This is a genomic window from Qipengyuania triglochinis (assembly GCF_054655615.1).
In genome coordinates this window covers 787,939-808,252 of record NZ_BAAHND010000001.1, presented here as the reverse complement: position 1 = coordinate 808,252, position 20,314 = coordinate 787,939, and the positions used below count along the sequence as shown (strand labels likewise).

19 protein-coding genes and 2 tRNA genes are annotated in these 20,314 nt (G+C 60.4%); 3 read left to right on the top strand and 18 right to left on the bottom strand.

Translation table 11 applies throughout. The annotated features are described in order from the left end of the window. The first annotated feature begins 22 nt into the window (after positions 1-22). Together ACYQ0G_RS04060 and ACYQ0G_RS04055 are read left to right on the top strand one after the other, a co-directional pair. Positions 23-658: a LysE family translocator gene (locus ACYQ0G_RS04060; RefSeq protein WP_460099603.1), complete on the top strand. Its 636-nt coding sequence runs from the start codon at positions 23-25 to the stop codon at positions 656-658. Further along, the gene (locus ACYQ0G_RS04055) at positions 655-1,380 is read left to right on the top strand and encodes an extensin-like domain-containing protein (RefSeq protein WP_460099600.1); all 726 of its coding nucleotides are present in this window, start codon (positions 655-657) and stop codon (positions 1,378-1,380) included. Before ACYQ0G_RS04060 ends, ACYQ0G_RS04055 begins: the two co-directional genes overlap by 4 nt. Here the strand turns inward: ACYQ0G_RS04055 and phoB are convergent, their stop codons facing one another. The 11 genes from phoB to recJ form a co-directional block, all read right to left on the bottom strand. Beyond that, entirely contained in the window at positions 1,381-2,070 is a 690-nt protein-coding gene (gene phoB / locus ACYQ0G_RS04050) for a phosphate regulon transcriptional regulator PhoB (protein ID WP_460100628.1), read from the bottom strand. It abuts the gene before it with no gap. 61 nt (positions 2,071-2,131) lie between these two features. Next, positions 2,132-2,803: a phosphate signaling complex protein PhoU gene (gene phoU / locus ACYQ0G_RS04045; RefSeq protein ID WP_221543116.1), complete on the bottom strand. Its 672-nt coding sequence runs from the start codon at positions 2,801-2,803 to the stop codon at positions 2,132-2,134. 12 nt (positions 2,804-2,815) lie between these two features. Further along, positions 2,816-3,562, bottom strand: a complete 747-nt coding sequence (gene pstB, locus ACYQ0G_RS04040) for a phosphate ABC transporter ATP-binding protein PstB (RefSeq protein ID WP_460100626.1) — start codon at positions 3,560-3,562, stop codon at positions 2,816-2,818. Positions 3,563-3,600: 38 nt separating this feature from the next. After that, positions 3,601-4,851 carry a phosphate ABC transporter permease PstA gene (pstA, locus tag ACYQ0G_RS04035; protein ID WP_460099597.1) on the bottom strand — a complete coding sequence of 417 codons (1,251 nt, stop codon included), beginning with the start codon at positions 4,849-4,851 and terminating at the stop codon, positions 3,601-3,603. Continuing rightward, a complete protein-coding gene (pstC, locus tag ACYQ0G_RS04030) occupies positions 4,844-6,229 on the bottom strand; it encodes a phosphate ABC transporter permease subunit PstC (protein ID WP_460099595.1) in 1,386 nt (461 codons plus the stop codon). Before pstC ends, pstA begins: the two co-directional genes overlap by 8 nt. Positions 6,230-6,247: 18 nt before the next feature. Continuing rightward, positions 6,248-7,297 (bottom strand): substrate-binding domain-containing protein, encoded by a 1,050-nt coding sequence (locus ACYQ0G_RS04025; RefSeq protein WP_460099593.1) that lies wholly within the window; start codon positions 7,295-7,297, stop codon positions 6,248-6,250. Positions 7,298-7,424: 127 nt separating this feature from the next. Next, positions 7,425-8,777 carry an OprO/OprP family phosphate-selective porin gene (locus ACYQ0G_RS04020; protein ID WP_460099591.1) on the bottom strand — a complete coding sequence of 451 codons (1,353 nt, stop codon included), beginning with the start codon at positions 8,775-8,777 and terminating at the stop codon, positions 7,425-7,427. Positions 8,778-8,910: 133 nt separating this feature from the next. Continuing rightward, on the bottom strand, positions 8,911-10,080 hold the full coding sequence (locus tag ACYQ0G_RS04015; protein WP_460099588.1) for a sensor histidine kinase: 1,170 nt from the start codon (positions 10,078-10,080) through the stop codon (positions 8,911-8,913). Between the two features lie 68 nt (positions 10,081-10,148). Next, positions 10,149-10,223, bottom strand: a tRNA-Glu gene (locus ACYQ0G_RS04010). A 47-nt stretch (positions 10,224-10,270) separates the two neighbouring features. Further along, positions 10,271-10,345 (bottom strand) — tRNA-Glu (locus ACYQ0G_RS04005). An 84-nt stretch (positions 10,346-10,429) separates the two neighbouring features. Further along, positions 10,430-12,214 (bottom strand): single-stranded-DNA-specific exonuclease RecJ, encoded by a 1,785-nt coding sequence (gene recJ, locus ACYQ0G_RS04000; protein ID WP_460099585.1) that lies wholly within the window; start codon positions 12,212-12,214, stop codon positions 10,430-10,432. Between the two features lie 83 nt (positions 12,215-12,297). Between recJ and ACYQ0G_RS03995 the strand changes: the two genes are divergently transcribed. Then, positions 12,298-12,783: a flavodoxin family protein gene (locus ACYQ0G_RS03995; protein WP_460099583.1), complete on the top strand. Its 486-nt coding sequence runs from the start codon at positions 12,298-12,300 to the stop codon at positions 12,781-12,783. Positions 12,784-12,796: 13 nt separating this feature from the next. Here ACYQ0G_RS03995 and ACYQ0G_RS03990 read toward each other — a convergent pair whose 3' ends face one another. The 7 genes from ACYQ0G_RS03990 to ilvC all read right to left on the bottom strand — a co-directional run bounded on the left by ACYQ0G_RS03990 (position 12,797) and on the right by ilvC (position 20,295). Continuing rightward, positions 12,797-13,765 carry an NAD(P)H-dependent flavin oxidoreductase gene (locus tag ACYQ0G_RS03990; protein WP_460099581.1) on the bottom strand — a complete coding sequence of 323 codons (969 nt, stop codon included), beginning with the start codon at positions 13,763-13,765 and terminating at the stop codon, positions 12,797-12,799. Positions 13,766-14,056: 291 nt separating this feature from the next. After that, a complete protein-coding gene (leuA, locus tag ACYQ0G_RS03985; protein WP_460099578.1) occupies positions 14,057-15,748 on the bottom strand; it encodes a 2-isopropylmalate synthase in 1,692 nt (563 codons plus the stop codon). Positions 15,749-15,926: 178 nt separating this feature from the next. Beyond that, positions 15,927-17,075 (bottom strand): alpha-hydroxy acid oxidase, encoded by a 1,149-nt coding sequence (locus ACYQ0G_RS03980; RefSeq protein WP_460099575.1) that lies wholly within the window; start codon positions 17,073-17,075, stop codon positions 15,927-15,929. Further along, complete coding sequence (locus ACYQ0G_RS03975; protein ID WP_460100624.1) at positions 17,072-17,668, bottom strand: DUF4329 domain-containing protein; 597 nt, start codon at positions 17,666-17,668, stop codon at positions 17,072-17,074. The genes ACYQ0G_RS03980 and ACYQ0G_RS03975 overlap by 4 nt, the downstream gene beginning before the upstream one ends. 49 nt (positions 17,669-17,717) lie before the next feature. Next, positions 17,718-18,359 (bottom strand): YceI family protein, encoded by a 642-nt coding sequence (locus tag ACYQ0G_RS03970; protein ID WP_460099572.1) that lies wholly within the window; start codon positions 18,357-18,359, stop codon positions 17,718-17,720. Positions 18,360-18,609: 250 nt separating this feature from the next. Continuing rightward, positions 18,610-19,215 carry a DUF6151 family protein gene (locus ACYQ0G_RS03965; RefSeq protein WP_460099570.1) on the bottom strand — a complete coding sequence of 202 codons (606 nt, stop codon included), beginning with the start codon at positions 19,213-19,215 and terminating at the stop codon, positions 18,610-18,612. 45 nt (positions 19,216-19,260) lie between these two features. Further along, a complete protein-coding gene (gene ilvC, locus ACYQ0G_RS03960) occupies positions 19,261-20,295 on the bottom strand; it encodes a ketol-acid reductoisomerase (RefSeq protein ID WP_460099567.1) in 1,035 nt (344 codons plus the stop codon). Positions 20,296-20,314 lie beyond the last annotated feature (19 nt).

Here is a 20,314-nt window from a genome sequence, read left to right as displayed (position 1 = left end):
CGCCGCGCTAGTCGCCACTCGCATGTTCGACGCTGAGCGCTTGCTGGCATTTGCCCTGATCACCGCCACTACCAGCATCGTGCCAGGACCTTCGATGATGTTCGTCATGGGCCAGGCGATTTGGCGCGGGCCTCGGTCGGGGTGGGCCGCCCTGTCGGGCATGCAGATCGGCTATATCGTATGGTGGATGGCTGCGGCGTTCGGCCTTGGTACGCTGGCCCGGGCCTATCCGCTGGCATTCCGTCTGCTGGCGATCGCTGGCGTGGTCTACCTCGCATGGCTTGGTGCGAGAGCCATCTGGCATTCCTTTCATGCGAGCGAAGAAGGCACGGAACCGGCCCGCAGGCCGTCTACCCATGCATTTCGCGATGGAATTGCAGTGGCGATCGGCAATCCCAAGTCGCTGGTCTACATGGTCGCGATCATTCCGCCCTTCGTGGATCCCGAATTGCCCGTGGGGTGGCAGATCGTCACGTTGGCACTGATCGCGCTCGTGCTCGATATGATCGTAGGCTGGATGTATATTTCCGCAGGAAAGCGACTGGCGCGCGCGATGGAGCGGGCCGCAACGCGGCGCTGGATCGATCGTGGCATCGGCTGCGTATTCATCCTGATAGCCTTGGCCATCGCGGTCGATCTTTACGGTACACAGCTTTGAACCACACCCTCTCGCGTCATATCGGGAAATTCCTGTTCGACCGGCGCGTGCTGATGCTGCTCGTATTAGCAAGCCTGTTCGTCGCGGGTCGCGCGTGGCTGGCTGAGCACCCGGAGCACAATCCATGGGCGCCACTCTCGCTGGATGATCCCAAAGGGTGGGCGACCCAGCAGAAATTGCTCGCCCTGCGCGATGACGTCCCCGCCTGCCGTGCGGTTTTGAAGCGTAGCGAGGTAGCGTTTAATGTGCTCGATCCGGCGGGGGACAGGGAATGCCGCCGCGAAGACCGGACACAGCTTTCAAACTATCCCCTGAGCCCCTATGCGCCGGCGACGACCTGTCCGGTCGCCCTAGCCATGGAACTATGGAGGCGTGACACACTTGACCCCAAAGCCGAGGAAATTTTTGGCAGTGGCATCGCGCGGATCGAACATCTCGGTGCTTATTCGTGCCGCCGGATATACGGCCGCGATGAAGGCGCATGGAGCGAGCATGCGACCGCAAATGCGCTAGACATTGCAGGCTTCGTCCTGAAAGACGGCACGCGGATCAGCGTACTGGGTGATTGGGGAGGCGAGGGCGACAAGCCACGTTTTCTGCACGAAATCCGAGATGGGGCGTGCAGCGCGTTCTCCACAGTGCTTTCACCTGACTACAATACCGCCCACACTGATCATTTTCATCTCGACATGGATAGCCGCTGGACCAGCGTCTGCCGCTGATCAGGCCGCTTCGAGTGAATATCCAGCGCTGCGGACCGTGCGAACCGGATCCTTCGCCCCTTCGATTTCCAGCGCCTTACGGAGTCGGCGAATATGCACGTCGACGGTGCGCAGTTCGATATCGCTTTCCGTGCCCCATACGCCGTCCAGCAACTGGTTGCGACTGAACACCCGGCCAGGGCTTTCCATGAAGAATTTGAGCAGGCGGTATTCGGTCGGCCCCAGCTTTAGAGCCGTGCCCCGCCGCATCACCTTATGGGCAACGGGATCAAGCGTTAGATCGCCCACCTCGATAGATTCGCCAGCCAGAACTGGGCGGATGCGGCGCATTACCGCTGCAACACGGGCTAGGAGCTCGCGCGGTGAGAAGGGTTTGGTGAGGTAATCGTCAGCGCCTGTTTCGAGGCCACGAATACGGTCGTCTTCGGCTTCGCGCGCCGTTAGCATGATGATCGGCACATGCGCTGTTGTCTTGTCGCGCCGCAGGCGACGGCAGACCTCAATCCCGCTGGTGCCTTCGATCATCCAGTCCAGAATGACGAGATCGGGCACGTCTTCGGATGCGAGTAGCAGAGCATCGTCACCGTCCGCAGTGGTGCGGACATCGTAGCCTTCGTTGGAGAATCGGTATTCGAGTAGTTCGGAGAGAGCGGGGTCGTCCTCTACCAGCAATAACTTACCTGCCTTCACCTTGGCGCCTTCCTGCGGTTTCTTTGACACGGCAGTATGACCCTCAAGCTACAGAATTGTGTCAACCATCCTCATCTACGGGATAGGTTCCGGTTGCAGCGAAATGCACCATTTCCGCCACGTTGGTCGCATGATCACCGATCCGCTCCAGATTGCGGGCAACAAACAGCAATTGCGCCGCGCTCGAGATCGTTGCCGGATTTTCAACCATATGACTGACGAGATTTCGGAAGATCGAATTGTAGAACGCATCTACCTTTTCGTCGGCAGCGATGACCTCGCGGGCCAGCTCGGCGTCGCGCGCGGCATAGGCGGTCAGGACATCATGCACCATCTCGCTCGCCACCTCGGCCATTGCGGGGAGGAGCGTCAGCGGCTCGAACTGTTTACGGTGATCGCCGATCTCTCGGCTCGCCTTGGCGATGTTCTTCGAATAATCGCCGATACGTTCCACGACACCGGCAATCTTCAGAGCAGCGATCACTTCTCGCAGATCGTCTGCCATGGGAGCGCGAAGCGCGATGATTCGCACGGAAAGCTTGTCGATCTCGCTTTCGAGAGCATCGATCTTCTTGTCGCCCTTGACGACCTTCTTGGCGAGTTCGTCATCGCCCTGGACCAGCGCGTCGAGCGCTTCTTGGATCGCGACCTCGGCAAGACCGCCCATCTCCGCGATCAGCCCGCGCAGGCGGGTAATATCTTCGTCAAAGGCCTTTACTGTGTGTTCTTGCATTCTCTTGGAGCCTTATCCGTAGCGGCCGGTAATGTAATCCTGCGTGCGCTGTTCGATCGGGTTGGTGAATATATCGGAAGTCCGCCCATATTCCACCATCTTGCCAAGGTGGAAAAACGCCGTCCGCTGGCTGACGCGTGCGGCCTGCTGCATGGAGTGAGTTACGATCACGATGGCATAACGACCATTGAGATCGTCAATCAGTTCCTCGATTTTTGCAGTAGCAATCGGATCGAGCGCGGAGCAGGGTTCGTCCATCAGGATGACTTCCGGATCGACCGCGATAGCGCGCGCGATACACAGACGCTGCTGCTGGCCGCCTGAAAGGGCAGTTCCGCTGTCCTGCAAGCGGTCTTTTACCTCTTCCCAAAGGCCGGCCCTGCGAAGCGATTTCTCGACCACGGCGTCCAATTCATCCTTGCCTTCGGCGAGGCCATGGATCTTGGGCCCGTAGGCGATATTTTCGTAGATAGACTTGGGGAACGGGTTGGGCTTCTGGAACACCATCCCCACCCGTGCACGCAGTTGAACCACATCGAGCTTCGGCGAATAAATATTCTCACCGTCGAGCGTAATCTCGCCTTCGACCCGCGCCGAGGGGATCGTGTCGTTCATGCGGTTGAGCGAACGCAGAAAAGTCGATTTGCCGCAGCCGGAGGGACCGATGAAGGCAGTCACGTATTCGGTCGGAATGTCGATCGACACGTCATCGATCGCTTTTTTCTGACCGTAGAATACGGACACGTCGCGCGCGCTCATCTTGGCGTCGACGTTCTCTAAATTTTCGTGAACTACGGTCACCACTTTTTCTCGAACTTGTTGCGCAGGTAGATGGCGAGGCCGTTCATCAACAGGAGGAACAGCAAGAGGACAATGATAGCAGCGCTGGTGCGCTCTACAAAGCCGCGGTCGATTTCGTCTGACCAGAGGAAGATCTGCATCGGCAACACGGTTGCAGGCGCGGTGAAACTATCGGGCGGGCTCGCCACGAAAGCGCGCATGCCGATCATTAGCAGCGGTGCGGTCTCGCCCAATGCACGCGCCATACCGATGATCGTACCGGTAAGAATTCCGGGCAGGGCAAGCGGCAGCACATGATGGAAGACGACCTGTACCGGCGAGGCACCGACAGCGAGCGCACCGTCACGGATACTCGGAGGCACAGCCTTAATGGCGTTACGGCCCGCAATCACGATCACCGGCATCGTCATCAGTGCCAAGGTCATCCCCCCGATCAACGGCGCCGATCGGTAGCTTGGGAAGATGGTCAGGAATACGGCGAGACCAAGCAGGCCGAAAATTATCGAGGGGACGGCTGCCAGATTGTTGATCGACAGTTCGATCACGTCCGTCCAGCGATTTTTCGGAGCATATTCTTCGAGATATAAAGCTGCGAGAACGCCAATCGGAAAGGCGAGTGCCAGTGTGACGATCATGGTCAGGATCGAGCCCTTGAGCGCCCCCCAAATACCGACCTGCTGTGGGTTGGTCGCATCGGCGCGGGTAAAGAAACCCCCATCGAAATTCTTTTCAAGCTTGCCCGTATCGACAAGCTGCGCCGCCAGCGCGCGCATTTCTTGCGATCCCTCGCCATCGAGTCCCGACGCAAGGTCGGCACTGGCGGGGAGCCAAAAAGTGGCCTTACGCTGCAATAGTGCTGGATCAGCAGCGATTTCCGCAGCGACATCGCGCCATGCCTGTCCGCCGATTTCGCTTGCGCCTTCGTTACCAAGGGATTGCTGCGCAAAATATTCGACAACTTGGGGTAAGCCCTGAGCTTCAAGCGACCGAAGGACATCACCTGCATCCGTCGATGAGGCGTCAATCGAGATGCCAGCCTGAGTGAAGTCGATAGGCACTTCGACTTCAGCGCGCTGAAAGCCCCCGATGCCGTTTATGGTCATCGTGCCCAGCAAATAAAGCAGAACGAGAATCGAAAAGATGATCGCGCCAAGGCCCATAGCCTTGAAGCGTTTTTCCGCGGCGTAACGCTTTTTCAGCCGCGCTTCGAAAGCGGGTGTGCGCGTGGGGGCGATCTGCTCACTCATAAGCTTCGCGGAACCTTTTGACGACGCGCAGGGCGATGAAGTTGAGAGCCAGCGTGACAAGGAACAGTACGAACCCCAGGGCAAACGCGCTTAACGTGGCCGGGTGATCGAAACTGCCTTCGCCGGTCAGCATGGCCACGATCTGGACAGTCACGGTCGTCATGGACTCGAGAGGATTTGCACTGAGATTGGCGGCAGTTGAGGCAGCCATAACGACGATCATCGTTTCGCCGATCGCACGGCTGACAGCCAACATGACCCCGGCGACGATACCCGGCAAGGCCGCCGGCACAAGGACGCGGCGGATCGTCTCGTTCTTGGTTGCGCCCATGGCAAGGCTACCGTCGCGCATGGCCTGCGGAACAGCGGCAATGCTGTCGTCGGCCATCGATGACACAAACGGAATGATCATGACACCCATTACGAGACCCGCGGCAAGCGCGCTTTCGCTTGATGCCGATGTGGCACCGAGAGAAATTGCGAAATCGCGAATTGCAGGTGCGATGGTAAGTGCAGCGAAATAGCCGTAGACGACGGTCGGAACGCCAGCCAGGATTTCGAGCGCTGGCTTCACCCATGCACGCAGTTTGGGGTTGGCGTATTGCGTGAGATAGATGGCGCTCATCAGACCGAGCGGAATCGCGACCAGCATCGCGATGATAGCGCCGATAAAAAGGGTCCCCCAGAAGAGAGGGATTGCGCCATAGCGGCTCGCGTCGGGATTCGCCGCATTAGCCATCGGATCGGGACCCCAGTGGGTGCCGAACAGAAAATCGATAGGATTGACCATTCCAAAGAACCGGACGGTCTCGAATACCAGGCTACCGAAGATGCCAAGCGTGGTCAGGATTGCGACAAGAGAAGCGCCAAGCAGGATCGCCATTACGATCTTTTCGACGCGGTTGCGGGCCGCGAAATCTGGCTTCAATCGCAGAAATGCATAGGCTCCGCCGATAAAGGCAATCAACAGCGTAACGACGATCCCGATCCAGTTATACCGCGAAAGTGCCTCGCGATAGGGTTCGACGAATTCACGTGCGAGCGGATTGAAGACGGCCTGCGAAGCGCCTGTGGCTACTGCACGGGCTTCGTTGAGAATTGTCTGGCGCTGGAAACCGAATTCCGGAAGTTGATCGGCTGCCGGGCTTGCTAACACCGACTGTGCAACGAGACCCGGTGAGACCGCGCTCCATATCGCGACGAAGATCAATACAGGCAGTACGATCCATAACGCGACATACCAAGCATGATAGCTCGGCAAACTGGCGATACGTCCGTCTGAACTGGCGCGTCGGAAGGTCCATGCACGCGCACGAGCCGCCAACCACCCGGCGAGCCCGAGCCCGAGGGCCAGGAGGAGCAGGATAGTCAGCGACATCGTGGGTACATTCAAACCTTAGTTGAGCTCGGAGGAGTCGAGCGTATCAAAGTTGGTAGCAGCCGACATGGACCGGGCCATCACGTCGTCCGGATTGGCAACCAACCCGATCTTCGCGAGCGGTCCGCCGCGGTCCCACATTTGTGTCCACTGGGCCAGGAATTCCTTGAGACCCGGAATAGCATCAAGGTGAGCCTTCTTGACATAGATGTAGAGAGGACGTGCGCCAGGATATTCGAAGCTGGCGATGTTCTCGTAAGTCGGGGCAACGCCGTTCATGTTAAGGCCCTGCACCTTGTCGGCATTTTCCTCAAGATATGAGTAGCCGAAAATCCCCACGGCATTCGGATTGCCTTCGATCTTCTGGACGATCAGATTGTCCTGCTCGCCCTGATCGACGTATTTCCCGTCGCTGCGGACTTCGGTGCACAGCTGTGCGTGGCGATCCTTATCGCTGTCCTTCAGGGCTTCCATCTCTGCATTGGTGTCGCAGCCGACTTCAAGGATCAGTTCCTTTAATGCATCGCGGGTGCCGGAGGTGCTCGGCGGGCCATAAACCAGGATCTGCGTATCGGGCAGGGACGGATCGACGTCCGACCAGGTCTGGTTGGTCTGCTCTTGGCCATACGGACGGGCCGCAAGGGCTTCGTAGACCATCTTCGGCGTCAGGTTCATCGTGATGCCGCCTTTGGAGGATGCAAGTGCGATCCCGTCTAGGCCGACCTGAACTTCGATAATGTCCGTCACGCCATTCTGCTGACAGGTTTCGAATTCGCTGGCTTTCATGCGGCGCGATGCATTCGCGATATCGGGCGTTGCCGCACCCACACCCTGGCAGAACAGCTTCATGCCGCCGCCGGTACCGGTTGATTCGATGATCGGCGATTTGAAGTCAGGATTGGAACGCGTGAAGGTTTCCGACACGGCTTTGGCGAACGGATAAACCGTCGACGAACCGACAGCTTTGATCTGGTCGCGTGAAGCTCCACCGCCAGCATCATTGCCGCCGCAGGCTGCGAGCGAAAGGGCCGAAGCGGCCGCGAGAGCGAATTTGAAAGTCTTGGTCATTGGTAGAAACCCCATTGGTGTCCAACTAGCCGCGCAAGAGCGCGAAATTGTTACATGTTGACGACAAGAGTGTGACTTTCGCTATCGGACTGCCGAATCTGTTCGGCGGCCCATAACGTCATCGGGATCAGAAATCGACCTGTGCGCGGAGTCCGAGGGCATCGACACCGTAATCTCGGTCACCATCTTCCATCGGAATAGCGGCGTCCCGATAGTCCATCCGGCCATAATTCACGCTGAACAGCGTATAATCGGTCGGCTTCCAGATCAGTGAGGCCTCATAGGCGTTCTGTATTCCGCCGACGATACCGGCATCGTTAAGGTCCAGATAGTCGTAGCGCAGATTGAACTGGAGCGAGCCGAAGCCGCCTTCGCCGACCGAATTGACTGGCTTTACGCGGTCGAACTTTCCGCCCTTATATCCGCGCGTATCGCCTGCCGTGAGAAAATAACCCGCCTCTACATAGCCACCGAAGAAGGTCGGATTTGCAACTTCGAGCGGCGTATCAACTTTTTGCCAAAAGCCTTCGGCCGCGGTGTGGAACGGGCCGGTGATCGCTGCCGCTTCGATGCCGATGCCAAATTCGTTGTCGGCAGCGAGGTTGCGGGTGTCGACGTAACGAGTGGAAGTAAAATGCACGAACGGACGCTGGCGATAACGTACGCTTGCATCCTCATGACCAAGATCGTTGTAATGCACTGAGCCGGCAAGGTGCATCTGCACGGGCCCGATTTTAGGCATCACCACCACACGGCCGTCCACCCCGCGATTGTCGGTACCGGTATCTGCGGAATTATCCGTAAATAGGCCTGCCTGAGCGAGGATAAGACCCGAGCTATAGGAGATGGAAGCTCCGATTCGCCGCTCGAAGCCGAAAGCATCGGTAAAAGCGGAGCGCTCAATGAAACTCGTGTGCAGCGAACTTGTAAGCTCGTCGAGTGACTGGAAGTTGTTGTGCTGTCCAACCGCAACTTCCAGCGGCCCATCTGCGTAGGTGAGGACAGCATCGGAGATTGCCACTTCATCACCGGCGAAATCGATTTCGAACTTGTATCCGAAGCCGCCTGGAAGGTCGCCCGACGCCCCAATTCGCGCACGCCTCAGTTCATTTCCAAAGCCATCGTCAGCTGCGGCCGAATCGGGAACGGAAACAGTGCCCGCATCGAACATGAGGCGACCGCGCGGTTTGAAGCTCCAGCCAGAGGATGTTGCAAGTTGAGTGGCGGGGGCGGCTTCTTGCTGAGCCGAGACAGTCGAAGTGTCGCCGACGATAGGGCTGTCAGTGGAGGGACTGACGGCTCTCGATTCGGCCAAATCGGCTTCGAGTTCATTGATACGCGAGGTAAGTGCCTGAAGCTGCGCTCTCATTGCTGCAAGCTCCTGTTCGGTCGAAACATTTGCTTCTTGCGCGAAAACGGGCGTGGCCACCGTGCAGCTCAATGCTGCGGCGAGAACGGATAGGCGAAAAGCGATCTGCATGTGACGAATCTCTTACAACATGACGTTTCGGCGTCGCATCTATGACCAGTTTATTGCGCCTTTGTGACATGAGATGGGCGCATAGGATCGGACGACGAATGTCGTCGCAGTTGCCCGTTTTCCTACTATTTTTCTATTCGGCGAGGGGCAGGGTGATCTTCACCCGGGTACCTTCGCCAAGCGCGCTGTCGATCGCGAGCTTCCCGCGATGACGCTCTACGATGTGTTTGACGATAGCCAGTCCCAAGCCCGTGCCCCCTGACGCCCGACTCCGGCCAGGATCGGTGCGATAAAAGCGCCTGGTCAAGTGGGGCAGGTGTTCCGGCGCGATACCATCGCCACGGTCCTGGACAGACAGAACCACCCTCTTGTCACCTTGCGGCTGCAAGCGAACAGTGACCGGCTGGTCTTCCGCTCCGTATTTGAGTGCATTGTCGACCAGATTGCGAACCATCTGCTCGAGCTGCTGCTCATCTCCACCCACCGTGAATTCTCCATGGGAATCCATGTCCAGGCGGACGGCTCGGTCGCCAGCTGCATCCCGCGCGGCACGATCGACCAGCTTGCCGAAGTCCAGAGTTTCGTCCGGCAGATCATGCTTTTCCGCTTCGATCCTCGACAGCGACATGAGATCGCTGATCAATTGCTGGAGGCGAAGGCCTTCACGCTGGATCGTCGCAAGGAACTTGTCGCCCATCTTGGGGTCGAGATCATCGATATCTTCGCGCAGCGTTTCGACATAGCCAAGGATGGAGGCGAGGGGAGTACGCAATTCGTGACTTGCGTTAGCAACGAAATCCGTATGCGCTCTGCTTATATCGGCTTCGGCTGTCTTGTTGACGAACTCCACGATCGAAAGGCCACCTTCCAGGCTTTGCCGGTTGATTCGCCAGATGTCCTTACGCCGCGCAAGCCCGCGTACGATAGCCACCCCGTCCTCGCCGCTTTCGAGCAGGCTGACGGCTTCGGGCTGCCGCAGAGCCATGCGGGCGTCCTGACCCAGAATGTGCGTGCCGAGAAGACGGCGGGAAGCTAAGTTGGCAATTACCACCCGGCCGTTCTCTATAACGATAACCGGACTTTCCGAATGCTCGAGCAGTTCGCCGATGTTTTCGCGAGAGATACCGCCGTTCTTGCTTTTTTCCACCGGCGGTGGCGGCGGTCCGCCAACGAGCCATAGTGAGCCAGCCCATACCAGCAGCATGAGCAGGATCGGCAGTACAGGCAGGCCGAGTATCATCAGGCCGATGGCAGTCGCGAGAGCCAGAGCGAAACCGGACCATGGAAAAGGACGGGAAGTCATTACAACCAAGCGCTTAGCGGGGCGGCACGATGGGCGCCAGTCCGGCGAACGGATTGTCATGGAAGAAGTGGTGACCCGTACGGGAATCGAACCCGTGTTTCAGCCGTGAAAGGGCCGCGTCCTAACCGCTAGACGAACGGGCCACACGAGTGGCGCTTTGCGCGGATTGCGTATGCAATAACGCCACCGATGGTGACCCGTACGGGAATCGAACCCGTGTTTCAGCCGTGAAAGGGCCGCGTCCTAACCGCTAGACGAACGGGCCACACCCCTTGCGGGGTCGGTGGCGTGGCGGCGCAATTAGGCGTGCCTGAGAAAACCGTCAACCCACAATCGGGCGTCTTTTCCATCAATCTGCAAAAGCAGCGTCTTCCAGATGGAGTTCTGCCTGCGGACGGCTACCCCAATCGTCGATCTTCACTCTGCCAGCGAGCCACAGGCGGCGCCCGCGCGAAGCATGAAGCAAGGTCTGGCCCATCTCGCTTTCAGCAGCACGGAACGCGATTCCCTTGAAACTTCTGCCATCGTCGCCGCTGGCGACAAGGCGCACGTGATCTGCGCCCACTATGTCGCATTTGACCAATCGAACTGGGCCGACTGCCACACGAGGCCCAGGCCAGCCGACACCATAGGGTCCGCCGGCTTCCAGGGCATCGACCAGTTCAGGAGTCAGCCCCCCGGGAGCGACGGCTAGATCCAGCAGCATTTCGCGATTCTCCCCAGCTCGCGAGACGGCCTCTTCCAGATGAGCATCAATCCAGTCGGTAAATCCTTCGAGTTTGTCTTCGGCCACGGTAAGCCCGGCGGCCATGGCATGACCTCCACCCTTGACCAGCAGGCCTTCTTCGCGCGCACGAATGATCGCAGCACCAAGGTCAACTCCCGGAATCGAACGTCCCGAACCTTTGCCTTCGCCGTTGTCATCCAGTGCAATTACAAGGGAGGGTTTGCCGGTCTTCTCCTTGATCCTGCCAGCTACGATCCCGATCACTCCGGGGTGCCAGCCACGCGCGAAGACCACATGGACAGCGCGATTATGCTGCGCGGCGATCTGGGCTTCGGCCTCCTGCTGCACATTTGCCTCGATGATGCGACGATCTTCGTTCAACGATGACAGCTGAGCCGCTATCTGCCGGGCTTTTTCCGGATCCTGTGTGGTTAGCAGCCGCACGCCCAGCGTCGATTCGCCCACCCGCCCGCCGGCATTGATGCGGGGCCCGAGCGCGAAGCCGAGATCGGAACAGGCAGGCGCGCGCTTGAGCCGGCTTGCATCGATCAGCGCGGCCATGCCGATATTGTCGCGCCGAGCCATAATCTTGAGCCCCTGAGCGACAAAGGCCCGATTGAGCCCGTGGAGCGCCGCGACATCAGCAACCGTGCCGAGCGCCACCACATCCAGCAACGCCATCAGGTCAGGCTCCTTGCGGGCTGCGAAGTAGCCCTGATTGCGCAGGGTCCGCACCAGCGCGATAGCCAGCAGAAACGCGACGCCGACTGCCGCCAGATGCCCGTGCGACGCTGCAAGGTCGTTCTCGTCCAGCCGGTTGGGGTTCACCAGCGCGGCGGCACGGGGCAGCTCCGGCGAGCATTTGTGATGATCGACCACGATGACATCGACGCCTGCCTCGCTCGCCATGGCAAGCGCTTCGTGTGCCATGGCGCCGCAATCGACGGTCACGATCAAGCTGGAGCCGGCCTCTGCCAGTTTTACGAGTGCTTCCCCCGAGGGACCGTATCCCTCCAGCAGTCGGTCGGGGATGTAGTACTCCGCCTCGACGCCCAAATCGCGCAGCAAGCGGATCAGCAGGGCTGAGCTGGTGGCGCCATCGACATCGTAATCGCCGTAGATGGTAATGCGCTCTTTGCCGAGAACCGCCTGGGTGAGCCGATCTGCGGCGACATCCATATCCCTGAATTCCGACGGGTCGGGCAGGAATTCGCGCAGGGTGGGGGTCAAATGGCGCGGCAGATCCTCGGCCGCAACGCCGCGGGCCAGCAGTATCTGGCGCACGATCGCCTCGCCATCGCCGAAGTGGCCCTGGCCCAGGTCCATATTGCCGCCGCGCCAACGCCAGGCGCGGCCGGTGAGGGATTGGGAAACGCCGAAAACCTTGGGGAGGGCAGTGGTGGCCATGATGTGGTTCATACTCTCTTGCGTGCTGGCACGGCAACCGTAACTGCGTTGACAATCGACAGCGGTGCCCCGACCCTGCGTTCATGACAGACGGATATCTGCTGATCGCGTGGCACGGGCGCACCGGCACCAGCGAAGCGCTTGCAGCGAGCGCTGTGGAAGGTGCCGCCGCCAACGGCTCTCTGCTTCCCGCCGCAGATGTCATGCCCGATGACCTGCTGGCAGCGGCAGGCTATCTGTTCGTCTGCCCCGAGAACCTTGCCAGCATGAGCGGCGAGATGAAGGAGATGTTCGACCGCTGCTATTACCCGGTTCTGGGCAAGCTCAACGGCAGGCCCTTCGCCACCATCATCGCTGCCGGAAGCGACGGAGAGGGTGCCCAGCGGCAGATCGACCGGATCGCCCAGGGCTGGCGGCTGAAGCGCGTGGCGGAGCCGTGGATCGTCAAAACCGCGGCGCAGTCTCCCGAGGCCATCCTCGCTGCCAAGACGCTGGACCCTGCCACCCTGCAGACCGCCCGCGAGATGGGGCAGGCATTGGGCGAAGCCGTTGCCTCGGGGATGCTTTGACCGCCCGGCCCGACTAGGCGGTCCTTGTCGCCAGAGCGTCCTTCGCCGCCCGGTATTCCCTTTCAAGCCGCGCAACCGTGTCTTCAACCGGGCCGAGGCTCTTGACTGTGCCGATGCCCTGACCCGAACCCCAGATGTCCTTCCACGCCTTGACCTTGGTGTTGCCACCGCTGCCGAAGTTCATCTTGCTCGGATCGCTTTCCGGCAGGTTCTCGGGGTCGAGGCCGGCTTTCTCGATGCTGGAGCGCAGGTAGTTGCCATGCACGCCGGTGAAGAGGTTGGAATAGACGATACCGTCCGCGCTGCCATCGACGATGCCCTGCTTGTAGCCGTCTTCGGCATTGGCCTCGTCGGTCGCGATCCAGGGGGAGCCGATATAGGCGAAATCCGCGCCCAGCGCCTGCGCGCCGAGGATCGAGCGGCCGTGGGCGATGGAGCCTGACAGCGCCACCAATCCATCGAACCACTCGCGGATTTCCTGCATCAGGGCGAAGGGGCTGAGCGTGCCGGCATGGCCGCCTGCGCCCGCTGCTACGGGGATGAGACCGTCCGCGCCTTTCTCGATCGCCTTATGGGCAAAGCGGTTGTTGATCACATCATGCAGCGTGATGCCGCCCCAGCCGCGCACGGCCTGGAAGATCTCCTCGCGCGCGCCCAGCGAGGTGATGACCAGCGGCACCTGCCATTTGGCGCATGTTGCCATGTCGGCTTCCACCCGGTCGTTGGAGCGGTGGACGATCTGGTTGACCGCGAAAGGCGCTGCCGGGCGATCGGGATTGTCGCGATTATGCACCGCCAGTTCCTCGGTAATCTGGTGCAGCCATTCGTCGAGCTGGCTTTGCGGCCGGGCATTGAGCGCGGGGAAGCTGCCGACGATACCCGCCTTGCACTGTGCGATGACCAGTTCGGGGCCGGAGACGATGAACAGCGGCGAGCCGATTACGGGGATACGCAGTTTGTCGAAGGGGGCGGGCAGGGTCATTCGGTCAGGTTCCTCTTCCAGTTGGCGCAGTGCGTATTGCGTGCCATCGCACTTGTCGAGCTTGACGTTACGTAAACGTCAAGCAGCGTCCGCACAGGACTGGTCGTCAAAAGCAAATCCTACAGGATGGAGCACATGGAGCACGGTCCAGGGCGAAAAAACGCAGGGCGTGCACGGGCGCAGAATTCTGCGGGTCGGACGGGTGAAAAGCTGCTTCATCGGGCCCTGCTATCAAGCGGCCCGAATGTAGGAAAGGGGGTAGGCCAGGGGGCCGCCCAGCCTTACCGATGCTTAGCCAGCAGGTGCTTTCAGAACCGCTGAATTGGCCGCCGACAGAACGGCGCGCACGCTGGCCGTGGCGACGTCTTCATCGATGCCCACGCCCCAGATCGTCCGCCCATCCGGCGTGCGGCATTCGAGATAGGCCGCAGCGCGGCTGTCACGCCCGGTGGTCAGCGCATGTTCGGTATAATCGACGACTTCCAGGCTCAGCCCGAAAGCATCTTCGATCGTGGCGAGCACGGAGGAGATAAGGCCGTTGCCACGTCCCGATACGGTCTGCTCTTGTCCCTCGACCTCGATCGTTCCGCTGAACAGGCGCGTACCATCCGTGGCGCGGCGTTCTTCGTAATCGACGAGCTGGAAATGCTTTGGCGCGGTCTGGACGTGATAGGCCTGCTTGAAACTTTCCCAAATGTCGTCCGCCGTCAGCTCCCGGCTCACTTCATCCGCCACGCGCTGGACATGCGGGCTGAAATCGGCCTGCATTTTCTTGGGCAGCTTGAGGCCCTGTGTCTGTTCGAGAATCCAAGCAAAGCCGCCTTTGCCGGACTGCGAATTGACACGGATGACCGCTTCATAGCTGCGGCCCAGATCGGCCGGGTCGATGGGCAGATAGGGAACGCGCCAGTGCGGATCGTTCTGCACCTGATGCGCCGCGAAGCCTTTCTTGATCGCATCCTGATGGCTGCCGGAAAAGGCCGTATAGACCAGTTCGCCACCATAGGGGTGGCGCTGGTGCACCGGCAGTTCGTTGCAATATTCCACCGTCTCGATCACGCGGTCGATATCGGAGAAGTCCAGTTTCGGATCGACGCCCTGCGTGTACATGTTCAGCGCCATCGTCACGAGGCAGCAATTGCCCGTCCGCTCGCCATTGCCGAACAGGCAGCCTTCCACGCGGTCCGCGCCCGCCATCAGTGCCAGTTCCGCCGCCGCCACGCCGGTGCCGCGATCGTTATGGGTATGCAGGCTGATCACCGCGCTATCGCGGTTGGGCAGGTTGCGGATGAAATATTCGACCTGGTCGGCATAGATATTGGGCGTGGCCGCTTCCACCGTGGCGGGCAGGTTCAGGATGATCGGATGTTCGGGCGTGGGGGAGAGCACTTCCATCACCGCCTCGCAAACCTCAAGGCTGAAATCGAGCTCGGCGGTGGAGAAGGTTTCCGGGCTGTACTGGAAATGCCAGTCGGTATCGGGCTGCTTGCCAGCCTCGTCACGCATGACCTTGGCGCCCTTGACCGCAATGTCGCGCACCTGGTCCTTGCTCATGCCGAAGACCACTTCGCGCCAGGCGGGGCTGACGGCATTGTAGAGATGGACGATGGCGGCACGCGCGCCGGTCAGGCTGGCGAAGCTGGTACGGATCAGATCTTCGCGGCTTTGGGTGAGCACCTGCACCAGCACATCGTCCGGGATGCGGCCAGATTGGACGAGGCCCGAGATGAAATCGAATTCCGTGGCGCCCGCACTGGGGAAGCCGACTTCGATCTCCTTCACGCCCACATCCACCAGCAGATCGAAGAAGCGGTTCTTCTTATGCGCATCCATCGGATCGACGATGGCCTGATTGCCGTCACGCAGATCGGTGGACAGCCAGCGGGGCGGGGCGGTGATGGTGCGCGCAGGCCATTGCCGATCGGTCAGCGGCACCTGCGGGAAGGGCGAATATTTGACGCTCGGATTGGGGAGCATGGGCATCGGGAGGTACTCGTGTCGGTTACTACTGCGGTCTGTTCAGCCCTTGGGTGCGCGGCGCACCCTTTTGGCACGCACAGGTCACGCCCAAGGGCGGCTAAGTCGCAGAATTAGTCCGATACGGTTCATGCGTCGCTGCATTGCGTATTATTGCCTCCGGTTCAACCGTTAGTTTTCGAAATCATCGAAATCTGAGCCGGTCGCGGTTCAATTGTTGCACGCAGGTAATCCCCATCAACCGCATGGCGCGTTCGATTTCTTCCTTCAGGATGGCCAGCGCACGCTCCACCCCGTCTTGCCCGGCCGCGGCGAGGGCATAGAGATAGAGCCGTCCGCCCGATGCGGCCGTGGCGCCCAGGGCCATGCTTTTGAGAACATGCGTCCCGCGCCTCACGCCGCCGTCGAGAATGATCTCGATCTCGCCGCCAACTGCGTCGACAATCTCTTCAAGCTGGTCGAAGGGCGCGCGGCTGCCGTCGAGCTGGCGTCCACCGTGATTGGATATCCAGATGGCATCGGCCCCGATCTCGACCGCCCGGCGCGCGTCCGCAGCGCTCATCACGCCCTTCAGCGCGAAAGTGCCGCCCCAGTCCTGCCGGATGCGGGCGGCGGTATCCCAATCCATGCCGGTGTCGAGCATGGTGTTGAAATAGTCCTGTATGCTCACTGCCTTGCCGCTGCCCTCGCTGACGTAGCCGTCGAGATTGGGCAGGCGGAACTTCGGACCGAAGACATAATCCAGCGTCCAGCGCGGGCGCGTGGCATAGCTCCACAGCGAACTGGCGGAAAAACGGGGCGGGGTGGTGAAGCCCGAACGCAGGCACCGCTCGCGCTTGCCCGAGACAATGGTATCCACCGTCAGCGCCAGCGCATCGAAGCCCGATGCCTTGCAGCGTTCGATCATGCTGGTGTTCAGCCCCTTATCCTTGTGGACATAGAGCTGGAACAGCTTGGGCGCGGTGGTAAGCGCGGCGATTTCCTCGATCGAGTGGGTGGCGAGGCTGGAAATGCCGAACCAGACGCCGAATTTCGCCGCCGCCCGGGCAACTGCCTTCTCGCCATCGCGGTGGAAGGCCCGTTGCAATGCGGTGGGGCTGAGGACCAGCGGCAGTTCGCTGCGCCGCCCCATGATCGTGCAGGCGGTATCGATCTTCTCCACGCCCGCCAGCACATCGGGCACCAGATCGACCTCGTCGAAGGCTGCGGTGTTACGCGCCTTGGTCAGCTCGTCATCCGCCGCACCGTCGATATAATCGAACACCGGCCACGGCAGGCGCCGCTTCGCCAGCCGGCGGAAATCCTCGATATTATGGCAGTCGGACAGTCTCACTCAGGCTGGGTGCCGTAGGCCCCGCGTGCTTGCAAGTCAGCGATGGTGTAGGTCGGGGCAAGGTGTTCTTTGGGCGCAGCGGCCTGGCGGCGATCCTGTGCGAGACAGCCTTCGCCGCACAGCAGTGTGGAATTTTCCTCCTGCCAGTCATTATACCAGATGCGGCCGCCCGGCGTGGCAACGAAGCCGGCGATCCGCGCATCCACATCGCTGGCAAGATCCTCTACCGAAGGCACTTCGCTGTCGTAGTCGAAATCATAGCCGCCATGGGTATGGAAGCTGGCGACGACGTGATTGCCCAGCGGCAGGCCCCAGTCGAATTCGCATTCCGCGCGCTTGCCTTCGTAGATTTCGGAGGTGTGCAGCTTGCCGGCTTCGTCTTCGTAGATGACGCCGCAATATTCCTGGTTTCGGGTGATCGACTGCTGCTGCAATCCCGCCAGCGTATCGCGGGCATAGCGCTGGATTTCCGCCACGCTCGACTGCGGCTCGTAAGCGGGGGAGCGTTCGCGCGTAAGCTGGTTGAACACGATGACCGCAAAGGCCACCGCGCAAACGATATAGATCAGTCTGGTGCGGTGCTCGTCCCCCATCGGCACGGGCGATGCCGCGATGCCGATGGGAAGTCGAGATTAAAGTGGATTACTGCTGGCGTTCGAAGGCCGCGCTGATTTCGAGATCGACCTCGCTGCCGACCATCGGGGCGGCATAGTCGACACCCCACTGCGTGCGGTCGATCGTGGCGCGCGCCTGGAAGCCGACGGTGGGAACCTTGCTCATCGGGTTTTCGCCCGCGCCGGTGAAATCGACCAGCATGGTGACCGGGCCGGTCTTGCCGTTCATGGTCAGCTGGCCGGAAACGACTGCAGACGTGTCACCGGTGCGGCGGACGGAGGTGGACACGAAGCGTGCAGGCTCGGGATTGGCACCGAAGAAATCCGGCTCGCCGCCATCCTTGCCCGGACGCAGCAGGTGATCGCGCAGACCTTCGCTGGCCACCGATACACTGGCGATCGGCACGGTGATATCGAACTCGGTTGCGGAAATATCGGCCGGATCGAGAGTCATCGTGCCTTCGATATCGCCGAACAGGCCGAAGTAATCGTTGAAGCCGAAGTGGTTGACCTGCCAGCTCACAAGTGTGTGGGACGGATCGAGCTGATAGGTGCCCGCGGCAACGCGCGAAGCATCCATTTGTCCGGGAATGCTGGCGTTCTGCGCCGACAGGAAGGCGGCGGGGGCGGCCAGGGTGCAGGCAGCGGCGGCGATTACGAGTTTCTTCATTGCGTCTTCTCCTTGGGAGAGTCGGTTGTTGTATATGATCCCGGCCGTAATGAGCTGGGACTGTGATCCTTGCCCCGGACCGCCGCAATGCAGTGACGGTCCATCCTGCGACCCTTTGTGGCGATGGCGGGCCGATAAATCCAGCGAGCGCTTGCCGGACCAGTAATTCTTGCCAATAGCCCAATGCACCCCCAGAAGGCCGGGAAGTGCTATGGCGTAGTTCAAGAGCGAGCAAATTGGCTTCCCTACCCTACGATGGTGGGGTCAGCGTGGCCCGTTCTTCCGCGGTAATACGTCGGGGTGGGGCGATAGGGTCCAGGGTCTCTGGATCGAAGAGCGGATTGCGACGCCGGTCGCCCGAGAAAATATCCTTGGTCATACGCACGGCAAAACGCCGCATCAGCTTGCTCATCGACAACGGTTTCAGATGGGAGGCATCGCCCTTCGCATCGGCAAGAAACAGGTGGCCAAGCGGTTTGCCCAAAAGGACCGGACTGGCATCGTCGCAATTGGCCAGCAGGGTCGTGACATAGGGAATGCGGCCATTGGCATAGGTATTGAACAGCGGCGTGTCACAGCAATCGGCGTACCATCGCAGCGTCGGTTTTTTGGTCAGGTGGGCGCAGGCGAGATGGTCCCTGCCGCGATCAATCCGTAACCTCGCACATCGAGACTGGTATAGCGCGGTACCGCCATGCTCATCCAACACATGATCGGCGCCCAAAAGGCGGGGCCACGCCTGACAGTCGTGGCAATGACAAACGACGTAATCGCCTTCGCTGGGGGAAGCGTTTTCGACCGCGCCGGCCAGTCTCAGGCACTTGCACCCGAAATGTAGAGCGTTGGTCGCGCCCATTGGCATCCTCTCCACAAGATTACGGTATGGGCACGACCTGACCCGTCAGTTCTTGTCCTTGTCGACCAGCTTGTTTGCGCCGATCCAAGGCATCATGGCGCGAAGCTGCGCGCCGGTCTTCTCTATCGGATGCGCCGCAGAAGCCTTGCGGCTGGCTTTCAGTTCTGGCTGGCCCGCTTGGTTGTCGAGCACGAAATCTTTCACGAAGCGGCCTGACTGGATGTCCTTGAGCACGCGGCCCATTTCGGCCTTCGTTTCATCGGTGATGATGCGCGGGCCGGTCTTGATGTCGCCATATTCGGCGGTGTTCGAGATCGAGTAGCGCATATTGGCGATGCCGCCTTCATAGAGCAGGTCGACGATCAGCTTGGTTTCGTGAAGGCATTCGAAATAGGCCATTTCGGGCGCGTAACCCGCCTCGACCAGCGTTTCGAACCCGGCCTGGATGAGGTGGGTGATCCCGCCGCACAGAACGGCCTGTTCTCCGAAGAGATCGGTTTCGCACTCTTCCTTGAAATCGGTCTCGATGATGCCCGACCGGCCGCCGCCGACCGCGCTGGCATAGGACAGCGCCAGCTGCTTGGCGAAACCGTTGCCGCCCGACTGGTTCGATTCCTGGTGGACCGCGATGAGGCAGGGCACGCCGCCGCCCTTGATATATTCGCCGCGCACCGTGTGGCCGGGGCCCTTGGGCGCGATCATGATGACGTCGACATCGGCAGGCGGGTCGATCAGGCCAAAGTGCACATTAAGCCCATGCGCGAATGCGAGCGCGCTACCGGGCTTCATCTTGCCGGCGATTTCGCCCGCATAGATCGCCGCCTGATGTTCATCGGGCGCGAGGATCATGAGCACATCGGCCCACTCGGCGGCTTCGGCAACGGTCTTGACGGTGAAGCCAGCGCCTTCGGCCTTCTTCGCCGTGGCCGAACCTTCGCGCAGCGCGATGACGACTTCGCCAACCCCGCTATCGCGCAGGTTCTGGGCGTGGGCGTGGCCCTGGCTGCCATAGCCGACGATTGCGACCTTCTTGTCCTTGATCAGCTGCTGGTCGCAATCGGCGTCGTAATAAACTTGCATTGAATTCCTCGTTCTAATT

What these genes read in the sequence shown, in the direction of transcription:
- ilvC (WP_460099567.1), bottom strand. Translation starts at nt 20,295, where the DNA reads ATGCAAGTTTATTACGACGCCGATTGCGACCAGCAGCTGATCAAGGAC.
- pstB (WP_460100626.1), bottom strand. Translation starts at nt 3,562, where the DNA reads ATGAGCGCGCGCGACGTGTCCGTATTCTACGGTCAGAAAAAAGCGATC.
- ACYQ0G_RS03975 (WP_460100624.1), bottom strand. Translation starts at nt 17,668, where the DNA reads ATGGGGGACGAGCACCGCACCAGACTGATCTATATCGTTTGCGCGGTG.
- ACYQ0G_RS03995 (WP_460099583.1), top strand. Translation starts at nt 12,298, where the DNA reads ATGACAGACGGATATCTGCTGATCGCGTGGCACGGGCGCACCGGCACC.
- pstA (WP_460099597.1), bottom strand. Translation starts at nt 4,851, where the DNA reads ATGAGTGAGCAGATCGCCCCCACGCGCACACCCGCTTTCGAAGCGCGG.
- recJ (WP_460099585.1), bottom strand. Translation starts at nt 12,214, where the DNA reads ATGGCCACCACTGCCCTCCCCAAGGTTTTCGGCGTTTCCCAATCCCTC.
- ACYQ0G_RS04015 (WP_460099588.1), bottom strand. Translation starts at nt 10,080, where the DNA reads ATGACTTCCCGTCCTTTTCCATGGTCCGGTTTCGCTCTGGCTCTCGCG.
- leuA (WP_460099578.1), bottom strand. Translation starts at nt 15,748, where the DNA reads ATGCCCATGCTCCCCAATCCGAGCGTCAAATATTCGCCCTTCCCGCAG.
- ACYQ0G_RS04020 (WP_460099591.1), bottom strand. Translation starts at nt 8,777, where the DNA reads ATGCAGATCGCTTTTCGCCTATCCGTTCTCGCCGCAGCATTGAGCTGC.
- ACYQ0G_RS03990 (WP_460099581.1), bottom strand. Translation starts at nt 13,765, where the DNA reads ATGACCCTGCCCGCCCCCTTCGACAAACTGCGTATCCCCGTAATCGGC.
- ACYQ0G_RS04060 (WP_460099603.1), top strand. Translation starts at nt 23, where the DNA reads ATGTTCGACGCTGAGCGCTTGCTGGCATTTGCCCTGATCACCGCCACT.
- ACYQ0G_RS03970 (WP_460099572.1), bottom strand. Translation starts at nt 18,359, where the DNA reads ATGAAGAAACTCGTAATCGCCGCCGCTGCCTGCACCCTGGCCGCCCCC.
- phoU (WP_221543116.1), bottom strand. Translation starts at nt 2,803, where the DNA reads ATGCAAGAACACACAGTAAAGGCCTTTGACGAAGATATTACCCGCCTG.
- pstC (WP_460099595.1), bottom strand. Translation starts at nt 6,229, where the DNA reads ATGTCGCTGACTATCCTGCTCCTCCTGGCCCTCGGGCTCGGGCTCGCC.
- ACYQ0G_RS04025 (WP_460099593.1), bottom strand. Translation starts at nt 7,297, where the DNA reads ATGACCAAGACTTTCAAATTCGCTCTCGCGGCCGCTTCGGCCCTTTCG.
- ACYQ0G_RS03965 (WP_460099570.1), bottom strand. Translation starts at nt 19,215, where the DNA reads ATGGGCGCGACCAACGCTCTACATTTCGGGTGCAAGTGCCTGAGACTG.